A 19,154-nucleotide genomic window follows, 5' to 3' on the forward strand; every position below is an offset into this window, starting at 1 on the left:
ACTTGGGACCTTTGTTCTTAAGAAACAAAACGCTGTGGTTTTGCTTATATGTTGAACATGAATATTTCTTATTTTTTCTGTAGTATCAAATTATCACGTGTCTTTATATTCTAAAGATGTTAAAATGGATTTTAGTTGACTATACAATTATTTATGTTTTTATTAATTATAGTTATTGTTAAACAATGCATATAACCAGTGATAGATAATGTATATGAAAAAGGACAAGGGGAAATTTTTATGTTAAAGAGGATAGTAGGAATTTCAATCATTATTGCCTTAGCTGGCGGTGTGCTATATAATTACGTACAGCAAAAGAAAGAATCGGAAGCAACAAAAAATAATGCATACAACGTAACTGGAGATACAGAGGCAGAAGGTGGAATGATTTCTTCGGTCAAAAATCCACTTGACGTCGGAGAGAATGCTCCAGATTTTTCACTAAATACATTGGATGAAGAGAAACTACAACTCTCAGAATTACAAGGGAAAAAGGTAATACTAAATTTTTGGGCAACATGGTGTCCTCCTTGTCGTGAGGAAATGCCCGCCATGCAAGAGTTTTATGATCATTTTAAAGATGAAGTAGAGGTAGTAGCTATCAATTTAACAAAGAGTGAAAGTAAAAAGGAAGATGTCGCTGCTTATATTGAGAAATATGACTATACATACCCAATTCCTCTAGATGAAAAAGCGGAAGTTAGAAGTGCCTATAAGGTTGTAGCTGTACCAACCACTTATTTTATTGATGAGGAAGGAAAGATTGCCAAAATACACCCAGGGCCAATGGATTATCAATTTATGAAAAAAACGGTAGAAGATATGTAGGCTTAAGGACAGAGGAAAACTGTCTGAGCTTCATATCTTCATTCCCGTCTATATATTGCTGTAATAGATCAATAATTCGGTGTATACAATGATTTTGAAATGGGTAACCTGTTTTAAAAAGGAGGAGATTCCCATTTCTCTTAAAAAAAACCAAACATTTAATGATTTGTTGCAGAAAAATCGCCAATCTATCTTAGAAGATAAACGTTTGATGGAAAAAATTGAAGAAAGAATAGAAGCAAAACATAAGCATATTCAACAGAAGAATGCATAAAAAGTCACGTAACCACATTTTAAATGGTTACGTGACTTTTAAGTTTAAAAAATGGAAGAACGGTATAGATCTATTTTAACTAGGTAAACTATAAACGAACGGAAATATTAAATAAGAAAGAGGTCAGAGATATGTCAGATCAATATCGTTCTAAACCTGATGATCGAAGTGACAATGTAGAGAAATTACAAGAAATGGTCCAAGATACGATACAAAATATTGAAAAATCACATGAGACCATGCAATTTTCTTCTGGTGAGGAGAAAGAAGCTATTCAAGAAAAGAATAAACGAAGAGAACAAGCGATTGAAGGTATGCGCCAAGAAATTAAAGATGAATATAAAGACCAAAATTAATGTTACTTTCTTTTCCCCCAAGTACAGAATTGTTGTATTTGGGGGGAATTTGAATTCTAATAAAATACCTCGACTTGTAAGACGCTGTATGGTTCCCGCTACCCTTATTACCCTTATCCTACTTGATAATGCGTGAGAAATGAAAAATGACAAATTCACTTTGTAGAAATACCTAAGTAGATTGATGCTAAATAGTGCCCTTGATATTAAGCCTTGTTACATACGTTAAAACTTGCTAAAAGATGGATTCTTAAAAATATGTTAAGCTATATATAAAGAAATAGTTTTTTAATAGGAGGAATCCTTCATTGTCAAGTATAAAAACACCAATCGAAGTACGTTATCAAGAAACAGATCAAATGGGAGTTGTATATCATGCTAATTATTTAGTGTGGTTTGAAATTGGAAGAACGAAATTTATTGAATCATTAGGGTTACAATATACAGAAATGGAAGCACATCAAATCGTTTCACCTGTCACTAACGCAAACATTCAATTTAAACACCCAATTCGTTACGGGGAAAAAGTAACTGTTGAAACGTGGCTAAAATCTTATAATGGCATACGTACAGTCTATGGTTATCGCATATTGAATGGGCAAGGAGAAGTTGCTGTTAATGGGACAACGGAACATGTTATTGTGAATAAGCACACGTTTCGTCCGCTATCGCTGAAGAAGACCTTTCCAATCTGGCATCAAGCATATAAAAGTCAACTAGAAGGAGAAAAAGAAAGTGGCATTCGGCATTAGTCGTCAAGAATTACAGTATTGGAAGCAAAAAGTAAGGGCAGGAGAAATTGCTTTTTTAACCCATTTTTGGTTGGATCATCGTTTCCCAAAATGTACAACAGTAACGAAAGCAGGTTGCAAAGATATACAAAAATTAATTGCTTGGGGAAAGAAGTACCATTTACAGCCAGATTGGATCGATCAAAAGGCTGATTTTCCGCACTTTGATTTATTTGGAGAAAAGCAAAGATACATATTGGAAAAAGAAGGCGAGTGGGACCAAATAGAACGATTCCAATTACTATAGTACTTTAAAACAGCTACAATTGCATAGAAAGTCTTCAACACTCGCATGTTAAAAAATTGGAAATAAGTGACTTTCTGTTTTTCTTTAAAGTATGAAAAAAGAGCTTATAATCTAAGCTCTTTTTTCATAAGAAATTTCTGGTTCTTGTTTTTTTCTGCTAAACTTAATTTTTAAATCATTATCTTCAAAGTACCATGCATCTTTTTCTTCGACATAAAAAGTAATGTTGTCTATTTCTTTAGCAGCATGTACCTCCTCAGGTGCATCCTTACTTACACCTAGTGAAAAACCTGGAATATTACCTCCAAATCCTCCATATCTGACAAAAAAGCGAATGTAGTTGTCATTGTTTTCTAAATCTAACTCATTCTTATACCATTTCGCTGCTTCTTTACTTATCTGTATATCCATGGTGACAGCTCCTTTTCATTTCTTGTTCTTTTCAGGTACCAGATCAATGCCACCTGGATGAAAAGGGTGACATTTGCTAATTCGCTTTACTGTTAGATAGGTACCTTTAACAACACCAAATCGTTTGTAGGCTTCGAGTCCATATTCAGAGCAAGTAGGGAAAAATCGGCAACTCGGCGGTTTAAAAGGACTGATAGCAGTACGGTAAAATTTTATCAAACCGATAAAGATATATTTCATAATAACCCTTCTTTATCTCAAATACCCTTGGTCTTATCATAAGTGATTTCAGCAATCGCATCGTGCATATGAATAGATTCTTCATTTTGGCAAGTTACTTTAAACTTTTCAATAAATGGCGTTTCATATAAATCAGCAGCTATTAAACGAACCATATCTTCGACAAAACGCGGATTTTCATATGCTTGTTCTGTAACAAATTTTTCATCCGTTCGTTTTAAGATAGGATGTAATCGAGCGCTTGCGTTACTTTCTGCTGCCTCAAGCAAGACTTTTTTCCAATCAAGATCTTCTTCTTGATAATCATCACTAACTCTTATTTCCATTGTAACATTACCACGCTGGTTATGAGCGCTATATTCACTTATTTCTTTAGAGCAAGGGCATAGTGTAGTAATGGATACACCTAAAGATAATTGAATATGGAATCCTTTTGTTTCATGGTATTCCATTTTAATACTCGCATTAGCGTGATTTAAGCCAATAAGACTTGTGTCAGGGGCTTGTCTTTCAAAAAACCAAGGAAAGCTTACTTCTATTGTTGCATCTTGTTGTTCAACTCTTTTGGCCATATCTTTTGTGAATTTTTTTAATAATTCTAGGTCCGTAGAGAACCCATTTTTTTGGTAACTTGCTAATTGTTCAATAAAGCGACTCATGTTTGTGCCTTTGTTCGTTTGTTTTAAGCTGGAAGTGAATGTGAATTCTGCGACACTTGTTTGTGTGTACGGTGGCATGAAACTATATATCAAAATAGGGTGTTTTACCTTTGTAACCCCAACCGCATCTAGATCAAATAAAAAATCTTTTTTTGTATTCTGTAAATCCGCCATATGCATTTTATCAACAGGTTTTGTTTTTGGGGCAGGCTTTACAGAACCAAATAGTTGATGGCGCTTTTCTTTAGAAGGTAATTGTTTTACTGGAAGAGCCTTTGCCTGATGTTTCATCATATTGCCCCCTTTCTCTATATTGTTAAAGTATACGTTACGACGTAATGATAATCAATTTTTAGGTTCTATTTCTTATTAAGAGTTTTTTTGCTGCAACAAGTTTAATTAAAAGTAAGTAAATGCCCTCCTTTATGTCTCAATAAAGCAAGGGCATCATCTAAGTTTTACAAAAATATGCTATGATAAAAAACGATAACTTTTGCATAAACAGTAATGACATGCTAAAGTCTTTTAAACAAAATAAAATGCATTTTTCAAAGTAACTACAAAGAAACGTTATTTTTTCAAGTTCTAGCTATAGTTTTCTCGTTATGAATTGTAACAAAGTATAGTGCATTAGATAATCATGTTATGTAGCTACATCCACGTAATTTTTGGCTCTGTTTTGTTCTTTATTCGCTTTAAATTTTCCCGATGTCTATATATCACGAAAATAGTTAATAGTGATGTAACGATAATTAATCCTGTATTTTGAAAAACAAAAGAAAGAATAACTGTTATGACTCCAGTAATAATGGAGGAAAGCGACACATATTTAGAAATATACAAGCTAATAATGAAAGTTGATATCATCAATAAAAATAATAGTGGATTAATACCTAAAATGATTCCTGCAGACGTTGCAACCGCTTTTCCACCTTTCATTTTAGCAAAAATCGGGTACGTGTGGCCAATAACGGCGAACAGTCCAATAATAAGTCTGTGTACATCAGCGTCAAATATTAGGGGGATGAGTGTTGCTGCAGTCCCTTTTAAAATGTCAGCTAAAGTTACAATGATTCCAGCTTTTATACCTAATACACGAAAGGTGTTGGTTGCTCCTAAATTTCCACTTCCATGTTGTCGTACATCTTTGTTATATCCAACCTTACCAACGATAAGCGCTGAAGGGATTGAACCAAGTAAATAGGCTATAAAAGCAAACAGAACAAATTCCATATTTTATTTCCCTACTTTCCGTATATGATGTTATTTATTTCGGATGTATAGTGCTGCATGATTCCAACCTCAAAACTCAGAAGATATGACTAAACAAGTATCAGTAGAGATAACAGTACCTAAATCCCATATTCGTTTAGAGTATACGATTAGGCTACTAAACAAATTGAAGATTTTACCGCACTACGATTATTACAACGAAGTATATGATAGGGCTTCTGATGAATACCATGCAACTTACAAAATATATTAGTGCTGTTCTTTATTTTAGCATGAAGTTTATAAATTAAGAACAGTTAATTCATATACTAGGTTTCTTCGTTTTGTATAAGGGGTATTACATAAGCATTGAAATTGTTAATTAAAGAATCCTATGATTGTTTACTAGAATATGGTATTGTTTGTGTTTGAGGCTCGCTTTAAAAGATGACAGCATTCATACTACAATAATTATAACCAGTTTACAACTAGGCAGAAACCGAACTTTTAGCTAATAAGACTTGACGAAAAAAAATCTAGCTAAGAAAGCGGAACCCTTCTAACTGAACGTAGATCATAGTTAATACATATATGGAGGCTTGTTATGATTGAATTTAACCAAGTTTACAAAGCATATCTAGATGGAACAGAAGCTGTAAAAGATATTTCTTTCCAAGTCGAAAAAGGAGAATTTATTACTTTAATTGGCCCAAGTGGTTGTGGTAAAACAACAACAATTAAAATGGTTAATCGACTAATGGAACCAACTTCAGGTGACATCTATATAAAAGGAGAAAATATTAGCGCATTTCCAATTGACCAGTTACGGTGGAATATTGGTTACGTACTACAAGAAATAGCTTTATTTCCTCATATGACCATAGAAGAAAATATCGCAGTTGTTCCTGAATTAAAAAAATGGGATCGACGACGAATTCAAAATCGATCTAAGGAACTATTAGAGATGGTCGGTCTTGACCCATCCATGTATAAGAAAAAACTGCCAGCCGAACTTTCTGGTGGTCAGCAACAGCGTATTGGAGTTATTCGTGCTTTGGCAGGTGATCCGGATATTATATTGATGGATGAGCCATTTAGTGCCTTAGATCCGATCAGTAGGCAGCAATTACAAACAGATATCCAAAGATTACAACAAGAAGTGAAAAAAACCATTTTGTTTGTTACCCATGATATAAAAGAAGCAATGGCATTAGGGGATCGTGTTTGTTTAATGAATGAAGGGAAAATTGTACAGTTTGATACACCAGACAATCTCGTACGTCACCCGAAAACTACATTTGTAAAAGAATTCACTGGTAAAAGTCAGTCACCTTGGGACACACCTGTGGAAACAATTGCTTCTTCTGCAAGAAAACATATATTAAGCCGAACTGCTTTGAAACAAGGAGAATATGACCCTAACCTACTATATATAATAGCGGATGAAAATAATAATTATGTTGGTATGGTGAAACAAGGTAGGAAGATGGAAGGCGTACAACTACAACATAATCTTCCTTTATCAGAGGTGGTCCATGTGACAGAAGAAGTAGACCAAGATTTCTTTCCAATAGTAAAAGAAAATAAACTTGTTGGAGTGTTTCAATTTAGAGATACGGTTGCGTATTTAAAAGATCAGTCCCTGTTTGCAGGGGGATCAGAAGATGAATGAGTTTGTAAATGCATTTCAAAACCGACAAGGATTGCTTGCTGAAACCATTTGGGAGCATTTACAAATATCACTTATTGCTTTAATCATCGCTATTTTAATCGCTGTTCCTTTAGGGCTCTTGTTAACAAGATATCCTAAAATAGCTGAACCGGTCATAGGTCTTACAGCTATTTTACAGACTATTCCAAGTTTAGCGGTGTTAGCATTTTTAATTCCTTTTTTCGGTATTGGGACGCTACCAGCTGTTATCGCTTTAACTGCTTACGGTTTACTGCCAATTTTACGAAATAGTTATACTGGGATTAAAGAAGTAGATCAAGCTTATATTGAAGCAGCAACAGGCATGGGGATGAATTCTTATAAGCGGTTAATAAAAGTTGAATTACCTATTGCGATGCCAGTATTAATGGCAGGAGTTCGGACATCTATGGTTTTAATTGTTGGAACAACTACATTAGCCGCTTTAATTGGCGCTGGCGGTTTAGGAGAAATTATTCTATTAGGCTTAGACCGTGGAGCTGATGTTAATCTAATTTTATTAGGAGCTATACCTGCCGCTTTACTTGCAATTGTACTCGATGTCATTTTACGGTGGTTTGAACGAGTTTCTAAGAAAGCAGGCATTAAAACGTTGTTAGTTATGTTACTACTTGCTATATGTATTGTTATCGCTCCATTCGTTATCCAAATGGAAGAAAAGGAAGACATCGTGATCGGTGGAAAATTAGGGGCTGAGCCTACTATTTTAATGAATATGTACAAGCTCTTAATAGAAGAGGAAATGAATTTAAACGTTACCCTAAAGCCAAATCTTGGAAAAACAGCATTTGTGTTTGAGGCATTGGAACAAGGGAGTATTGATGTTTATCCTGAATTTACAGGAACAGCCATTGTTACTCATTTAGAAGAAGAGACAACTAGCCAAAATGAACTAGAAGTGTATCAACAAGCCAAAGATGGAATGGAAGAGGCATTTGATATGGCATATTTACAGCCGATGGATTATAATAATACGTACACCGTTGCAACGACAAAAGAAATAGCTGATCAATACAACTTGCAAACAATGGAAGACATTAAACAAGTAGAAGAACAGTTGATTGCAGGATTTACATTGGAATTTAAGGACAGATACGATGGGTATGTTGGAATGCAGGATGTTTATGAGCTGGACATTGCAGATGTTAACACAATGGATCCTGGTTTGCGACAGGAAGCCATAACATCCGGTGAAGTTGATCTCATTGATGCATATGCAACAGATAGTTACATGGAAGAGCTTGGTTTAGTTGCTTTAGAAGATACGAAAAGTTTATTTCCTCCTTATCAAGGAGCACCTCTTTTACGTAACGATACGTTAGAAAAACACCCTGGACTAGAGCGAGTTTTAAATCAGCTTGGAGGTAAAATAACGGATCAACAAATGAGGGAAATGAATTATCTTGTGGACTATGAAGATCAGTCACCTGAAAAAGTTGCTAAAGATTTTTTAACAGATCAGGGATTATTACAATAACGGGAAGGCTCTCGCCTAATCGTCTGCATCGCTAAGGTGTGACTTAAAGAATGCTTACAAAGAAGACCATTTAGGTGCTGTTACCTCTTCATTTCTCGTCTCAGCAGGAATCTTATAGCACCTTATTTTGGGATAAAATGAAGGAGGTCATTATATGACTTGGGAAAACCCAACAAATGAAGAACTGAAGCAGATTCTAGCTACAGCTAAAACAATTGCCGTTGTTGGATTATCAAATAATCCAGAACGAACATCTTACCAAATTGCTAAGATTATGCAACAAGAAGGGTATAAAATTATTCCTGTAAACCCCACTGTAGAGGAAGTGCTTGGGGAAAAAGCCTATACGTCGTTGTCAGAAGTACCTGATTCGATAGATATTATTAATGTGTTTCGCAAACCAGAATTTTTACCAGAAATTGCACAACAAGCTGTAAAAACAAATTGTAGGGTTTTTTGGGCTCAACAAGGTATTGTTAATGAAGAAGCATATTATTACTTAAAGCATCATGACTTTACTGTTATTATGGATTTATGTATTAAAGTAGTCCATGCTGTGTTGGTAAAATAATAGGTAGAACAAAAGGGTGACAACAATATGTCATCCTTTTGTTTGTTTAATTTTTTACATAGGTGAGAAAAGGCTTTGTTCTCTAAAGATGATCGCACAACTTAAAAGTAAAGGAAGAATAAGGGGATTAATCTCTCTCCATAGCATTTTAATATATACTTATTTTATATTAACGAGTGGGACAAAAACCTCGTCAATGATTGAAAGGGACAGCGATTTCGCATGTTTAAATGAGAGTCATTCTTGCAATATGAGCAACTTGTCTCTATAGTATAATAAGTAACGGGGCTTAAAATAGGAAGATGGAATGCAGTTAAAATTATGAATGCTTCATAGCAACGAATTGACCGTTACATTAAAATAAGAGAAGTTTTCCCCACTTTTATTATGGAGCAATAAACTTATAGATATGTTCAAATTGAAATTTAACGCTTTTCTCTAATTACAATAGAAGTGTGCTGTTTATAGTAAGAAAAGGTTCTTTACCAGTGCAGTAACTTCTTTCTTCTTTACATATGCAAACGTTCGTTCTAATATAATACATACAGTAATGAAAGGAGCAGGTACGGCGTGACAAAACAAGCTAATTCATATAGCGATGACTCGATTCAAGTTCTAGAAGGCCTTGAGGCTGTACGAAAACGACCTGGAATGTATATTGGAAGTACAGATCTTCGAGGACTGCATCATCTTGTGTTTGAAATAGTAGATAATGCGGTAGATGAGGCTTTGGCTGGGTTTGGGGATGTCATTAAAGTAATGATACATAAGGATAATAGCATTTCCGTAACAGATTATGGACGAGGAATTCCTACAGGCATGCATCGTTCAGGAAAACCAACTCCTGAAGTTATTTTTACGATTTTACATGCAGGAGGTAAATTCGGGCAAGGCGGTTATAAAACAAGCGGGGGTTTACATGGAGTTGGTGCTTCGGTAGTAAATGCTTTGTCGGAATGGCTTGAAGTAACGATTCATCGAGATGGGCATAAATATTTTCAGCGATTTGAAAATGGAGGTAAACCTGTTGGGACTTTGGAGAAAAAAGGAACAACAAAGCTAACTGGTTCGATTATTCATTTTAAACCTGACCCTACTATTTTTACTTCTACAGTTTATGATTTTGAGACTCTATCAGAGCGTTTACGAGAAGCAGCTTTTTTATTAAAAGGTCTAACTATTGAATTACATGATGTAAGATATCATCAAGTAGAGAAATACCAATTTCCAGATGGGTTAAAAGCGTTTGTAAATTATTTAAATGAGGAAAAGGATACACTTCATCCGGTTGTAGCTTTTGAAGGTGAACAACAAGGTATTGAGGTTGATTTTGCGTTTCAGTTTAATGATGGCTTTGCAGAGAGTATGCTGTCGTTTGTTAATCATGTTCGTACGAAAGATGGTGGAACGCATGAATCTGGGGCGCGAACGGCAATTACAAGAACATTTAACGATTATGCAAAGCGGACAGAACTGTTAAAAGAAAAAGATAAAAATCTAGAAGGTACAGATATACGTGAAGGATTTACATCCATTGTCTCGGTACGTGTGCCTGAAGATAAATTACAATTTGAAGGTCAGACGAAAGGGAAATTAGGTACTCCTGAAGCAAGATCTGTAGTAGATGCCGTTGTTTCTTCAAAATTGACTTTTTTCCTTGAAGAGAACCCAGATATCGCCAATTTGCTCATTAAAAAAGCGATAAAAGCAAAGGAAGCGAGGGAGGCAGCTCGAAAAGCAAGGGAAGAAGCGAGAACAGGAAAAAAGCGAAAAAAGAGAGAAACTCTGCTTAGCGGAAAGCTTACTCCTGCTCAATCAAAAAATGCAAAACGAAATGAATTATACCTTGTAGAGGGAGATTCAGCAGGAGGCTCTGCTAAGCAAGGAAGAGACCGCAAGTTTCAAGCAGTACTTCCGTTACGGGGGAAAGTAATTAATACAGAAAAAGCTAAATTGGAAGATGTTTTTAAGAATGAAGAAATCTCAACGATTATCCATACAATTGGTGCTGGTGTAGGCGGTGACTTCGATTTAGAGGATGTTCAATATGATAAAGTTATTATTATGACTGACGCAGACACGGATGGAGCACATATTCAAGTTTTATTGCTCACATTTTTTTATCGCTATATGCGCCCACTTGTAGAAGCTGGAAAAGTCTATATTGCACTTCCCCCTTTATATCAAATTGCTAAAGGGAAAGGAAAAAAGAGACAAGTAGCCTATGCGTGGGATGAACAAGAAATGAAACGAGTCGCTAAAGAATTTAAAAATGGCTATTCATTACAACGCTATAAAGGTTTAGGAGAAATGAATGCAGATCAACTTTGGGAGACGACTATGAACCCTGAATCCCGAACGTTAATTCGTGTTACTATTGATGATTTAGCTCGTGCTGAACGTAGAGTAACAACATTAATGGGGGATAAAGTAGAACCACGAAGAAAATGGATTGAAGGCAATGTTGAATTCGGTTTGGATGATGATTCCAATATTTTAGAAAATGATAAAATTTATACAGATGAATAAATTTTAAGGAGGGCTCGGTTTGACTCAATCAGGAACATTTTTAGACCTTCCCTTAGAAGAAGTAATAGGCGATCGATTTGGAAGGTATAGTAAATATATTATTCAGGATAGAGCGTTACCTGATGCTAGAGATGGTTTAAAACCAGTACAACGTAGAATTCTTTATGCTATGCATGAAGAAAAAAATACACATGATAAAAATTTTCGAAAATCGGCAAAAACAGTAGGTACAGTAATCGGTAATTATCATCCACATGGCGATTCCTCCGTTTATGAGGCTATGGTTCGACTTAGTCAAGATTGGAAAGTAAGAAACGTTTTAGTTGAAATGCATGGAAATAATGGAAGTATTGATGGCGATCCACCTGCTGCTATGCGTTATACGGAAGCGAGATTGTCTAGCATCGCTTCTGAGCTACTAAGAGATATTGATAAAGATACCGTTGATTTTATTTCTAATTTTGATGATACCGATACAGAACCCGTTGTTTTACCAGCAAAGTTTCCTAATTTGCTCGTAAATGGATCAACCGGAATTTCTGCTGGATATGCAACAGATATCCCACCGCATAATTTAGCAGAGGTGTTAGATGCCGTTATTCTTAAAATTGATAAACCTACTGTTACTACGGAAGAATTAATGAAGGTTATAAAAGGGCCTGATTTTCCTACTGGAGGGATTATCCAAGGTTTTGATGGAATAAAAAAAGCGTATGAAACAGGTCGTGGAAGAATTGTAGTTCGTGGGAAAACAAGAATTGAAAGCCTACGGGGAAACCGTGAACAGATTATTATTGATGAAATCCCTTATGAAGTCAATAAAGCGAATATGGTTAAGAAAATTGATGAATTACGCATTGACCGAAAAGTAGAAGGGATTGCTGAAGTTCGCGATGAGACAGATCGTACAGGATTACGAATTGTAATTGAGTTGAAAAAAGACGTAAATGCAGAAGGTGTTTTAAATTATTTATTTAAAAATACAGACTTACAAGTAACTTATCATTTTAATATGGTTGCTATACAAGATAAAACACCCAAACAATTATCGTTAAACCAATTATTAGAGTCGTATATTGCTCATCAAAAAGAAGTCGTAACGAGGCAAACAGCTTTTGATCTAAAAAAAGCGAAAGATCGCGCTCATATCGTTGAAGGTTTGATTAAAGCTATTTCTATGCTTGATGAAATTATCCAAACGATCCGTTCATCCAAAGATAAACAGGATGCAAAGCAACGCCTTATCAGTACCTATTCCTTTACAGAAGCACAAGCTGAAGCCATTGTTACTTTGCAGTTATATAGATTAACAAATACAGATATTACTTCATTAGAGCAAGAGGCAAATGCTTTACAAGAACGGATTAAGGAATTAGAGCTTATTTTAGGCAGTGAAAAGGAACTTTTAAAAACAATTAAAAAAGACCTAAGGAAAATAAAAAAGACATATGCGACGCCACGTTTAACAGTTATTGAAGCTGAGATTGAAGAACTGAAAATTGATATTGAAGTGATGGTTGCAAGTGAAGATGTACTACTGTCAGTGACGAGAGACGGTTATATAAAACGGACGAGTTTACGTTCTTATAGTGCTTCCAACGGGGAAGATTTCGCTATGAAAGAAGAAGATCATCTAATTCGCTTGATAGAACTAAATACAACGGATAAAGTTCTCTTGTTCACAAATAAAGGTAGGTATATCTATTTACCTGTACATGAGTTACCGGATATTCGCTGGAAAGATATTGGACAGCATTTATCTAATATTGTAACCTTAGAAAAAGAAGAAAAAGTAATTGAATGTTTACCTATACGTCAATTTGATGAACGTTGCTATTTATTGTTTTTCACTAAAAATGGCATGGTCAAAAGAAGCCAATTCCATCTTTATGAAGCACAAAGATATGCAAAGCCATTAATTGCACTTAACTTGAAAAATGGTGACGAAGTAATCAATGTCCATTTAACAGATGGAAATCAAGATGTATTTGTTGCTTCAGACAAAGGATATGGATTATGGTATCATGAATCGGAAATTTCAGTTGTTGGGCAACGTGCTGCTGGAGTAAAAGCAATGCAGTTAAAAAATGATGAACATGTAGTTAGTGGGCAAGTATTTGATGATTTATCAGAGGCTTCTTTAGTCGTTTTAACGCAGCGCGGCGCTTGCAAGCGGATGAAGTTAAATATGTTTGAGAAAACAAGTCGAGCTAAAAGAGGTTTACAAATGCTTCGTGAACTGAAAAGTAAGCCACATCGGATACGAGGCTTCTTTCTCATTAACGAACAAGATACAATTCAATTTAAAACAAAAGATGAAGAAGTGCATCACGTATTCCCATTAGAACTATCCAATAGTGATCGGTACAGTAACGGATCATTTATTATAGATGCTGATATTCATGGAGAAATTATCGATGCATGGAAGCAAGTCCAATATGAGCAGCCATTTGCAAAATCATCCGAAACTTAACCGTACATCGTTTATTTTTTTGTGAACATAACAGCTAAACCGAACCAGTAGATCGTAAACGCTGGTTCGGTTTTTTAAAAAACTTAATTCTAAGTTGTTTTTATTACTTATAAAATGTTTCTATTGTTTCAATTCGATGTATTCCTCATTCATAATTAGTAGTAAAATTATATTTGATTCGTATAAACACTTTAAATTTTCAGCTAACTATGATAATGTAAACGTATACAAATAAAAGGAGGGATAAGGACGGATTTACGAGAAAAGATTATTCAATCTTCATTACTGCTATTTGAAAAGAAAGGGTTTCATGGTGTAACGGTAAATGAAATTGTTAAGGATGTAGAAACTTCTAAAGGCGGGTTTTATCATCATTTTACTTCTAAGGAAGAATTGCTTTACGTCATTCATGATATATTTATTAGCTATGTATTGGAAAAAGCGGAAGCTGCTAATAGCAGTCATACTTGTCCAACAGATAAGCTGCAAGCGATTATTAAGGATTTTGTGAAAGTATTTGATATTTATAAACCGCATATTTCCGTTTTTTATCAGGAAAGTATCTATTTGAAGCCAGAATATGAATCTTTAATTAAACAAAAAAGAGACCAGTTTAAACAGTTGATTTTTAATACAATTGCTGAAGGTCAAGCAGATGGAGAATTTCGTGATGATTTACCTGTTGAAATAGCAGGAATGGCAATTTTAGGGATGGTGAATTGGACGTATAAGTGGTATCAGCCTACGGGGAAGAATACAATTGATGAAATTAGCGACATATTTATTGATCTTATTTTACAATCTATCATACCAAAAGAGATTGAATTAGGTGAGGAAAAAAGAGGACGTTATGGTTCCGACAGTTCTCGATAAAAGAAATGCCAAATACAGACCAACCAGTCGGTCTAGTCCAACAAAGGGGGATGCTCATGAATTTTTCGTTTACCGAAGAACAAACAATGGTGAAAAATATGGTGCGGGATTTTGCTGAATCTGTCATCAAACCACGAGCAATTGAAATTGATAAAACAGCTTCTTTTCCAATTGATATTTTTAAACAAATAGGCGAGCTGGGATTATTAGGGATCCCATTTCCTGAAAAATATGGTGGTTCTGGGGGAGATACAATTTCATATGCTTTAGCAGTGGAGGAAATTGGCCGCGTTTGTGGAAGCACAGGCTTAAGTTATGCAGCAGCAGTTTCATTAGGTGCTAGTCCGATTTATTATTTTGGTACAGAAGCACAAAAACAACAATATTTAGTTCCACTTGCTGAAGGTAGTGCATTAGGGGCGTTTGGCTTAACCGAACCAAATGCTGGGTCAGATGCTGGGGGAACAAAGACGACAGCAGTAGTTGAAGGTGACGAATATGTTATAAATGGAGAAAAATGTTATATTACAAACGCAAGCTACGCTAAAACAATTATTGTAACCGCTGTAACAGGAAAAGATGATCGAGGGAAAAATATTATTTCTGCTATTATTGTTCCTACGCATACAGAAGGGCTCACGATTACAAGCAGTTATGACAAAATGGGAGTTCGTGGATCAGATACAGCTGAAGTTGTATTGGATAATGTACGCGTTCCTACAGAAAATCTATTAGGAAATCCAAAAAAAGGATTTAAACAATTCCTATATACTTTAGATGGTGGCCGCATATCTATAGCTGCTCTGGGTGTAGGGATTGCTCAAGCATCATTGGAGAAAGCGCTAACCTATGCAAAAGAACGAAAACAATTTGGTAAATCTATATCCGACTTTCAGGCGATTCAATTTAAGTTAGCTGATATGGCAATGGAAGTGGAGTTAGCTAGAAATATGGTACATAAAGCTGCCTGGTTAAAAGATAAAGACAAAGCATTTGGGAAAGAAGCTGCTTATGCAAAGTTATATGCTACTGAAACTGCTTTTCGTTCAGCGAATCAAGCGATTCAGATTCATGGCGGTTATGGATATATGCGTGAATATGAAGTAGAACGCTATTTGCGCGATGCGAAATTACTTGAAATCGGAGAGGGTACTTCAGAAATTCAACGCTTAGTTATTGCTAGACACTTAGGTTGTTAATGGATCAAAAGGGGGATATTCATGACGCTTTTACATGAAACTGTTGGGGAACTTTTAGAGAAACAAGTAAAATATTTTCCGAATCATGAAGCAATTATCTACCCAGAATTAAACCTTAGAAAAACATATGAGGAATTTAATAAGGAGGTAAATGATGCAGCCAAAGGCTTCATGGCTTTAGGAATAAGTAAGGGAGATCATGTGGCAATTTGGTCGGACAATAAACCTGAATGGCTAACGACCCAATTTTCAACCGCTAAAATAGGGGCTGTATTAGTAACCGTAAATACGAACTACCAAGCTAATGAGCTAGAATATTTATTAAAACAATCCGAGGCTTCTACTTTAATTATGGCTGAAAATTATAAAGGGACGTCTTATTTGGAAGTTTTAAGAAATATTTGTCCAGAACTGGATAACGCGACACCAGGGAACATAAAATCAAAAGTTTTACCAAAACTAAAAAACATTATCGTTTTAAGTGAAACGGATTATGCTTTTGCGTATAAATGGATCGATATCATGCATGCAGGAAAAGGCATAGCAGAACAAGACCTAACGGAACGAAAAGCAAGTTTAGCAATGCATGACGTTATTAATATGCAATATACTTCTGGAACAACTGGATTTCCCAAAGGTGTGATGCTGACACATTATAATATTGTTAATAATGGGAAGCAAATTGCTGATTGTATGAAGTTGACTGAATCAGATCGGTTGTGTATCCCCGTCCCCTTTTTTCACTGTTTTGGTTGTGTGCTAGGAGTCTTAGCTGCCGTTTCCAAAGGAGCTACAATGGTTTTAGTAGAGCAATTTGACCCAGAAAAAGTACTAAAGACAGTTTCTCAAGAAAGATGCACCGCTTTACACGGTGTGCCAACGATGTTTATTGCTGAACTGAATCACCCTAATTTCGAACGGTATGATTTGTCTAGTTTAAGAACAGGGATCATGTCAGGGTCGCCTTGTCCAATGGAAGTTATGACGAAAGTAATGGAAAGAATGGGCGCAGATGAAATAACAATCGCATATGGGCAAACCGAAGCTTCACCTGTAATTACACAAACGAAGACAGATGACGCTATAGAGTTACGAGTGAGCACGGTCGGGATGCCTCATCCTAATGTTGAAATAAAAATCGTCATTCCAGGAACAAATAAAGAACAAAAACGTGGAGTTCCTGGAGAATTGTTGACAAGAGGTTATCATGTGATGAAGGGATATTATAACAATCCCGAAGCTACTAAGCAGGCAATAGATGAGGAAGGTTGGCTACACACTGGAGATTTAGCTTTGCTTCGAGAAGATGGTTATTTAGAAATAACGGGAAGAATGAAAGATATGATTATCCGTGGAGGGGAAAATATTTATCCACGAGAAATTGAAGAATTTTTATATCAGCATTCAGATATACTTGATGTGCAAATTGTTGGTGTCCCTGACGAAAAATATGGCGAAGAGATAATGGCATGGATTATTCCCAAAAAAGAGAGTACTATTTCTGAAGCCGATATACGCACTTTTTGTGAAGGGAATATATCATGGCATAAAATACCAAAGTATATTGCTTTTGTGGATGAGTATCCGATGACGGCAAGTGGAAAGATTCAAAAATACCGCTTAAAAGAAATGGCGATGCAAAAGTTAGTTGAATAGGGGGCAGATCATGATAAATAAACTTGTTATTGCTAACAGAGGAGAAATTGCGGTACGGATTATCCGCACATGCAAAAAATTAAATATTCAAACGGTAAGTGTTTATTCCGAAGCTGATAAACACGCACCTCATGTAAAAATGGCAGATAAAAGTTATTTAATTGGCCCGCCACGTGTACAGGAAAGTTATTTAAATGCTGAAAAAGTCATTGCGATAGCGAAGGAAGCAAAAGCAGATGCTATACATCCAGGTTATGGATTTTTAAGTGAAAATGCTGACTTTGCTAAGCAATGTGAACAAGCTGGATTTATCTTCGTTGGGCCTAGAAGTCAGGTTATTCAAAAAATGGGTAATAAAATTGAAGCTAGACGCGCGATGAAGGAAGCGGGAGTTCCAATTGTTCCTGGAACAGAAGACGCCATTGTTACAGTGGAAGATGCTCTTTTACACGCTAATCAAATTGGTTACCCGGTGATGGTAAAGGCTTCTGCTGGAGGTGGTGGGGTTGGTATGCAAGTAGTGTATAAAGAAGCTGAGTTGGCAGAAGCATTTACGAACAATGCAAAACGAGCCCAAAGCTTATTTGGTGATGGAGCAATGTTTATTGAAAAAAAAATAGATAATGCCCGTCATATCGAAGTGCAAGTACTAGCTGACACTTATGGAAATACCATACATTTATTTGAGCGCGAATGCTCTATTCAACGGAGAAATCAAAAGGTGATTGAAGAAGCTCCGTCTCCATTTATATCCGAAGCAACTAGGCTAGAAATGGGTGAAAAAGCAGTTCAAGCAACGAAGGCTCTTCACTATACGAATGCTGGTACAATTGAATTTTTAGTGGATGAAGAGGAGAACTACTATTTTTTAGAAATGAATACACGTATTCAAGTAGAACATCCCATTACAGAAGAAATAACAGGAATAGACATTGTTGAAAAGCAATTAGAAATCGCTAGCGGCAAACGGTTGAACTTAACGCAACAAGAATTATCCATCCAAGGCCATGCAATTGAAACTCGGATATATGCGGAAGATCCGAGCACATTTTTTCCATCACCTGGGCATATTGATATATTTCAACCTCCGAAAGGGTACGGCATTCGTAATGAAATCGCTGTAGGTACGAATTATGATGTAACCCCATTTTATGATCCAATGATTGCAAAATTAATCGTTCACGGGAAAACACGGGATGAAACTATTGCTTTATTAAAAGAAGCACTAGGGCAATATAAGGTTACAGGAATAAAAACAAATATTTCAATGTTGTTGCATGTAATAGAGCACGAACAATTTAAAGCTGGAAATACGACCACGAATTACCTAGAATTATATTACAAATAATGTAATCTACCTTCGTATTACTTAGTATAGATATAAACCAAATAGCCGTTTTATTATTAGGGAGGAAAAGAAAATGGAAGTAAAAGCAACGATGGCAGGAAGTGTTTGGAAGATAACGGTAGAACAAGGGCAAACAATAGAGGAAGGTCAAGATGTTGTTATCTTGGAATCTATGAAGATGGAAATACCTATTACAGCTGAACAGTCTGGAGTAGTAAAAGCGTTAAAAGTAAATGAGGGGGCTTTTGTGAATGAAGGAGATGTTATTGCTATCATTGAATAATGGAATGATGCTAACT

Annotated in this window: 19 protein-coding genes; 15 read left to right on the plus strand and 4 right to left on the minus strand. The window is 35.6% G+C overall.

Features of this window, described 5'->3' with window-relative positions:
* Window positions 1–240 precede the first annotated feature (240 nt).
* The 5 genes from BUB45_RS00120 (at window position 241) to BUB45_RS00140 (ending at window position 2,496) form a co-directional block, all read left to right on the plus strand.
* The gene (locus BUB45_RS00120; protein ID WP_073003992.1) at window positions 241–828 is read left to right on the plus strand and encodes a TlpA disulfide reductase family protein; all 588 of its coding nucleotides are present in this window, start codon (window positions 241–243) and stop codon (window positions 826–828) included.
* Between the two features lie 88 nt (window positions 829–916).
* Window positions 917–1,102 (plus strand): FbpB family small basic protein, encoded by a 186-nt coding sequence (locus BUB45_RS00125; protein WP_073003994.1) that lies wholly within the window; start codon window positions 917–919, stop codon window positions 1,100–1,102.
* 131 nt (window positions 1,103–1,233) lie between these two features.
* Window positions 1,234–1,458: a small acid-soluble spore protein Tlp gene (tlp, locus tag BUB45_RS00130; protein ID WP_073003996.1), complete on the plus strand. Its 225-nt coding sequence runs from the start codon at window positions 1,234–1,236 to the stop codon at window positions 1,456–1,458.
* Between the two features lie 308 nt (window positions 1,459–1,766).
* Window positions 1,767–2,210, plus strand: a complete 444-nt coding sequence (locus BUB45_RS00135; protein WP_073003998.1) for an acyl-CoA thioesterase — start codon at window positions 1,767–1,769, stop codon at window positions 2,208–2,210.
* Window positions 2,194–2,496 carry a hypothetical protein gene (locus BUB45_RS00140; protein WP_073004000.1) on the plus strand — a complete coding sequence of 101 codons (303 nt, stop codon included), beginning with the start codon at window positions 2,194–2,196 and terminating at the stop codon, window positions 2,494–2,496. Before BUB45_RS00135 ends, BUB45_RS00140 begins: the two co-directional genes overlap by 17 nt.
* A 111-nt stretch (window positions 2,497–2,607) precedes the next feature.
* Here BUB45_RS00140 and BUB45_RS00145 read toward each other — a convergent pair whose 3' ends face one another.
* From BUB45_RS00145 to plsY, 4 genes are all read right to left on the minus strand, one after another.
* The gene (locus tag BUB45_RS00145) at window positions 2,608–2,907 is read right to left on the minus strand and encodes a HesB/YadR/YfhF family protein (RefSeq protein ID WP_073004001.1); all 300 of its coding nucleotides are present in this window, start codon (window positions 2,905–2,907) and stop codon (window positions 2,608–2,610) included.
* 15 nt (window positions 2,908–2,922) lie between these two features.
* Window positions 2,923–3,147 carry a membrane protein insertion efficiency factor YidD gene (gene yidD, locus BUB45_RS00150; protein WP_073004003.1) on the minus strand — a complete coding sequence of 75 codons (225 nt, stop codon included), beginning with the start codon at window positions 3,145–3,147 and terminating at the stop codon, window positions 2,923–2,925.
* 17 nt (window positions 3,148–3,164) lie between these two features.
* Entirely contained in the window at window positions 3,165–4,097 is a 933-nt protein-coding gene (folE2, locus tag BUB45_RS00155; RefSeq protein ID WP_073004004.1) for a GTP cyclohydrolase FolE2, read from the minus strand.
* A 360-nt stretch (window positions 4,098–4,457) separates the two neighbouring features.
* A complete protein-coding gene (gene plsY / locus BUB45_RS00160) occupies window positions 4,458–5,039 on the minus strand; it encodes a glycerol-3-phosphate 1-O-acyltransferase PlsY (protein WP_073004006.1) in 582 nt (193 codons plus the stop codon).
* A gap of 583 nt (window positions 5,040–5,622) precedes the next feature.
* On the opposite strand from plsY, the gene BUB45_RS00165 reads away from it, so the two are divergent.
* The 10 genes from BUB45_RS00165 (at window position 5,623) to BUB45_RS00210 (ending at window position 19,138) form a co-directional block, all read left to right on the plus strand.
* Window positions 5,623–6,690, plus strand: a complete 1,068-nt coding sequence (locus BUB45_RS00165; protein WP_073004008.1) for an ABC transporter ATP-binding protein — start codon at window positions 5,623–5,625, stop codon at window positions 6,688–6,690.
* Window positions 6,683–8,206: an ABC transporter permease/substrate-binding protein gene (locus BUB45_RS00170; protein WP_073004010.1), complete on the plus strand. Its 1,524-nt coding sequence runs from the start codon at window positions 6,683–6,685 to the stop codon at window positions 8,204–8,206. Before BUB45_RS00165 ends, BUB45_RS00170 begins: the two co-directional genes overlap by 8 nt.
* Window positions 8,207–8,360: 154 nt before the next feature.
* Entirely contained in the window at window positions 8,361–8,777 is a 417-nt protein-coding gene (locus BUB45_RS00175) for a CoA-binding protein (RefSeq protein ID WP_073004012.1), read from the plus strand.
* Between the two features lie 570 nt (window positions 8,778–9,347).
* Window positions 9,348–11,306 (plus strand): DNA topoisomerase IV subunit B, encoded by a 1,959-nt coding sequence (gene parE, locus BUB45_RS00180; RefSeq protein WP_073004013.1) that lies wholly within the window; start codon window positions 9,348–9,350, stop codon window positions 11,304–11,306.
* Window positions 11,307–11,325: 19 nt separating this feature from the next.
* Entirely contained in the window at window positions 11,326–13,779 is a 2,454-nt protein-coding gene (parC, locus tag BUB45_RS00185; RefSeq protein ID WP_073004015.1) for a DNA topoisomerase IV subunit A, read from the plus strand.
* A 243-nt stretch (window positions 13,780–14,022) separates the two neighbouring features.
* Window positions 14,023–14,652, plus strand: a complete 630-nt coding sequence (locus BUB45_RS00190; RefSeq protein ID WP_073004017.1) for a TetR/AcrR family transcriptional regulator — start codon at window positions 14,023–14,025, stop codon at window positions 14,650–14,652.
* Between the two features lie 56 nt (window positions 14,653–14,708).
* Complete coding sequence (locus tag BUB45_RS00195; RefSeq protein ID WP_073004019.1) at window positions 14,709–15,851, plus strand: acyl-CoA dehydrogenase family protein; 1,143 nt, start codon at window positions 14,709–14,711, stop codon at window positions 15,849–15,851.
* 21 nt (window positions 15,852–15,872) lie between these two features.
* Window positions 15,873–17,507, plus strand: coding sequence for an AMP-binding protein (locus BUB45_RS00200; protein WP_073004021.1), 1,635 nt, complete (start codon window positions 15,873–15,875; stop codon window positions 17,505–17,507).
* Between the two features lie 10 nt (window positions 17,508–17,517).
* The gene (locus BUB45_RS00205; RefSeq protein WP_073004022.1) at window positions 17,518–18,855 is read left to right on the plus strand and encodes an acetyl-CoA carboxylase biotin carboxylase subunit; all 1,338 of its coding nucleotides are present in this window, start codon (window positions 17,518–17,520) and stop codon (window positions 18,853–18,855) included.
* Window positions 18,856–18,928: 73 nt separating this feature from the next.
* Window positions 18,929–19,138 (plus strand): acetyl-CoA carboxylase biotin carboxyl carrier protein subunit, encoded by a 210-nt coding sequence (locus BUB45_RS00210; protein WP_073004024.1) that lies wholly within the window; start codon window positions 18,929–18,931, stop codon window positions 19,136–19,138.
* Window positions 19,139–19,154: the final 16 nt, after the last annotated feature.

This window comes from Virgibacillus chiguensis (assembly GCF_900129865.1).
Taxonomy (GTDB): Bacteria; Bacillota; Bacilli; order Bacillales; family Amphibacillaceae; genus Virgibacillus; species Virgibacillus chiguensis.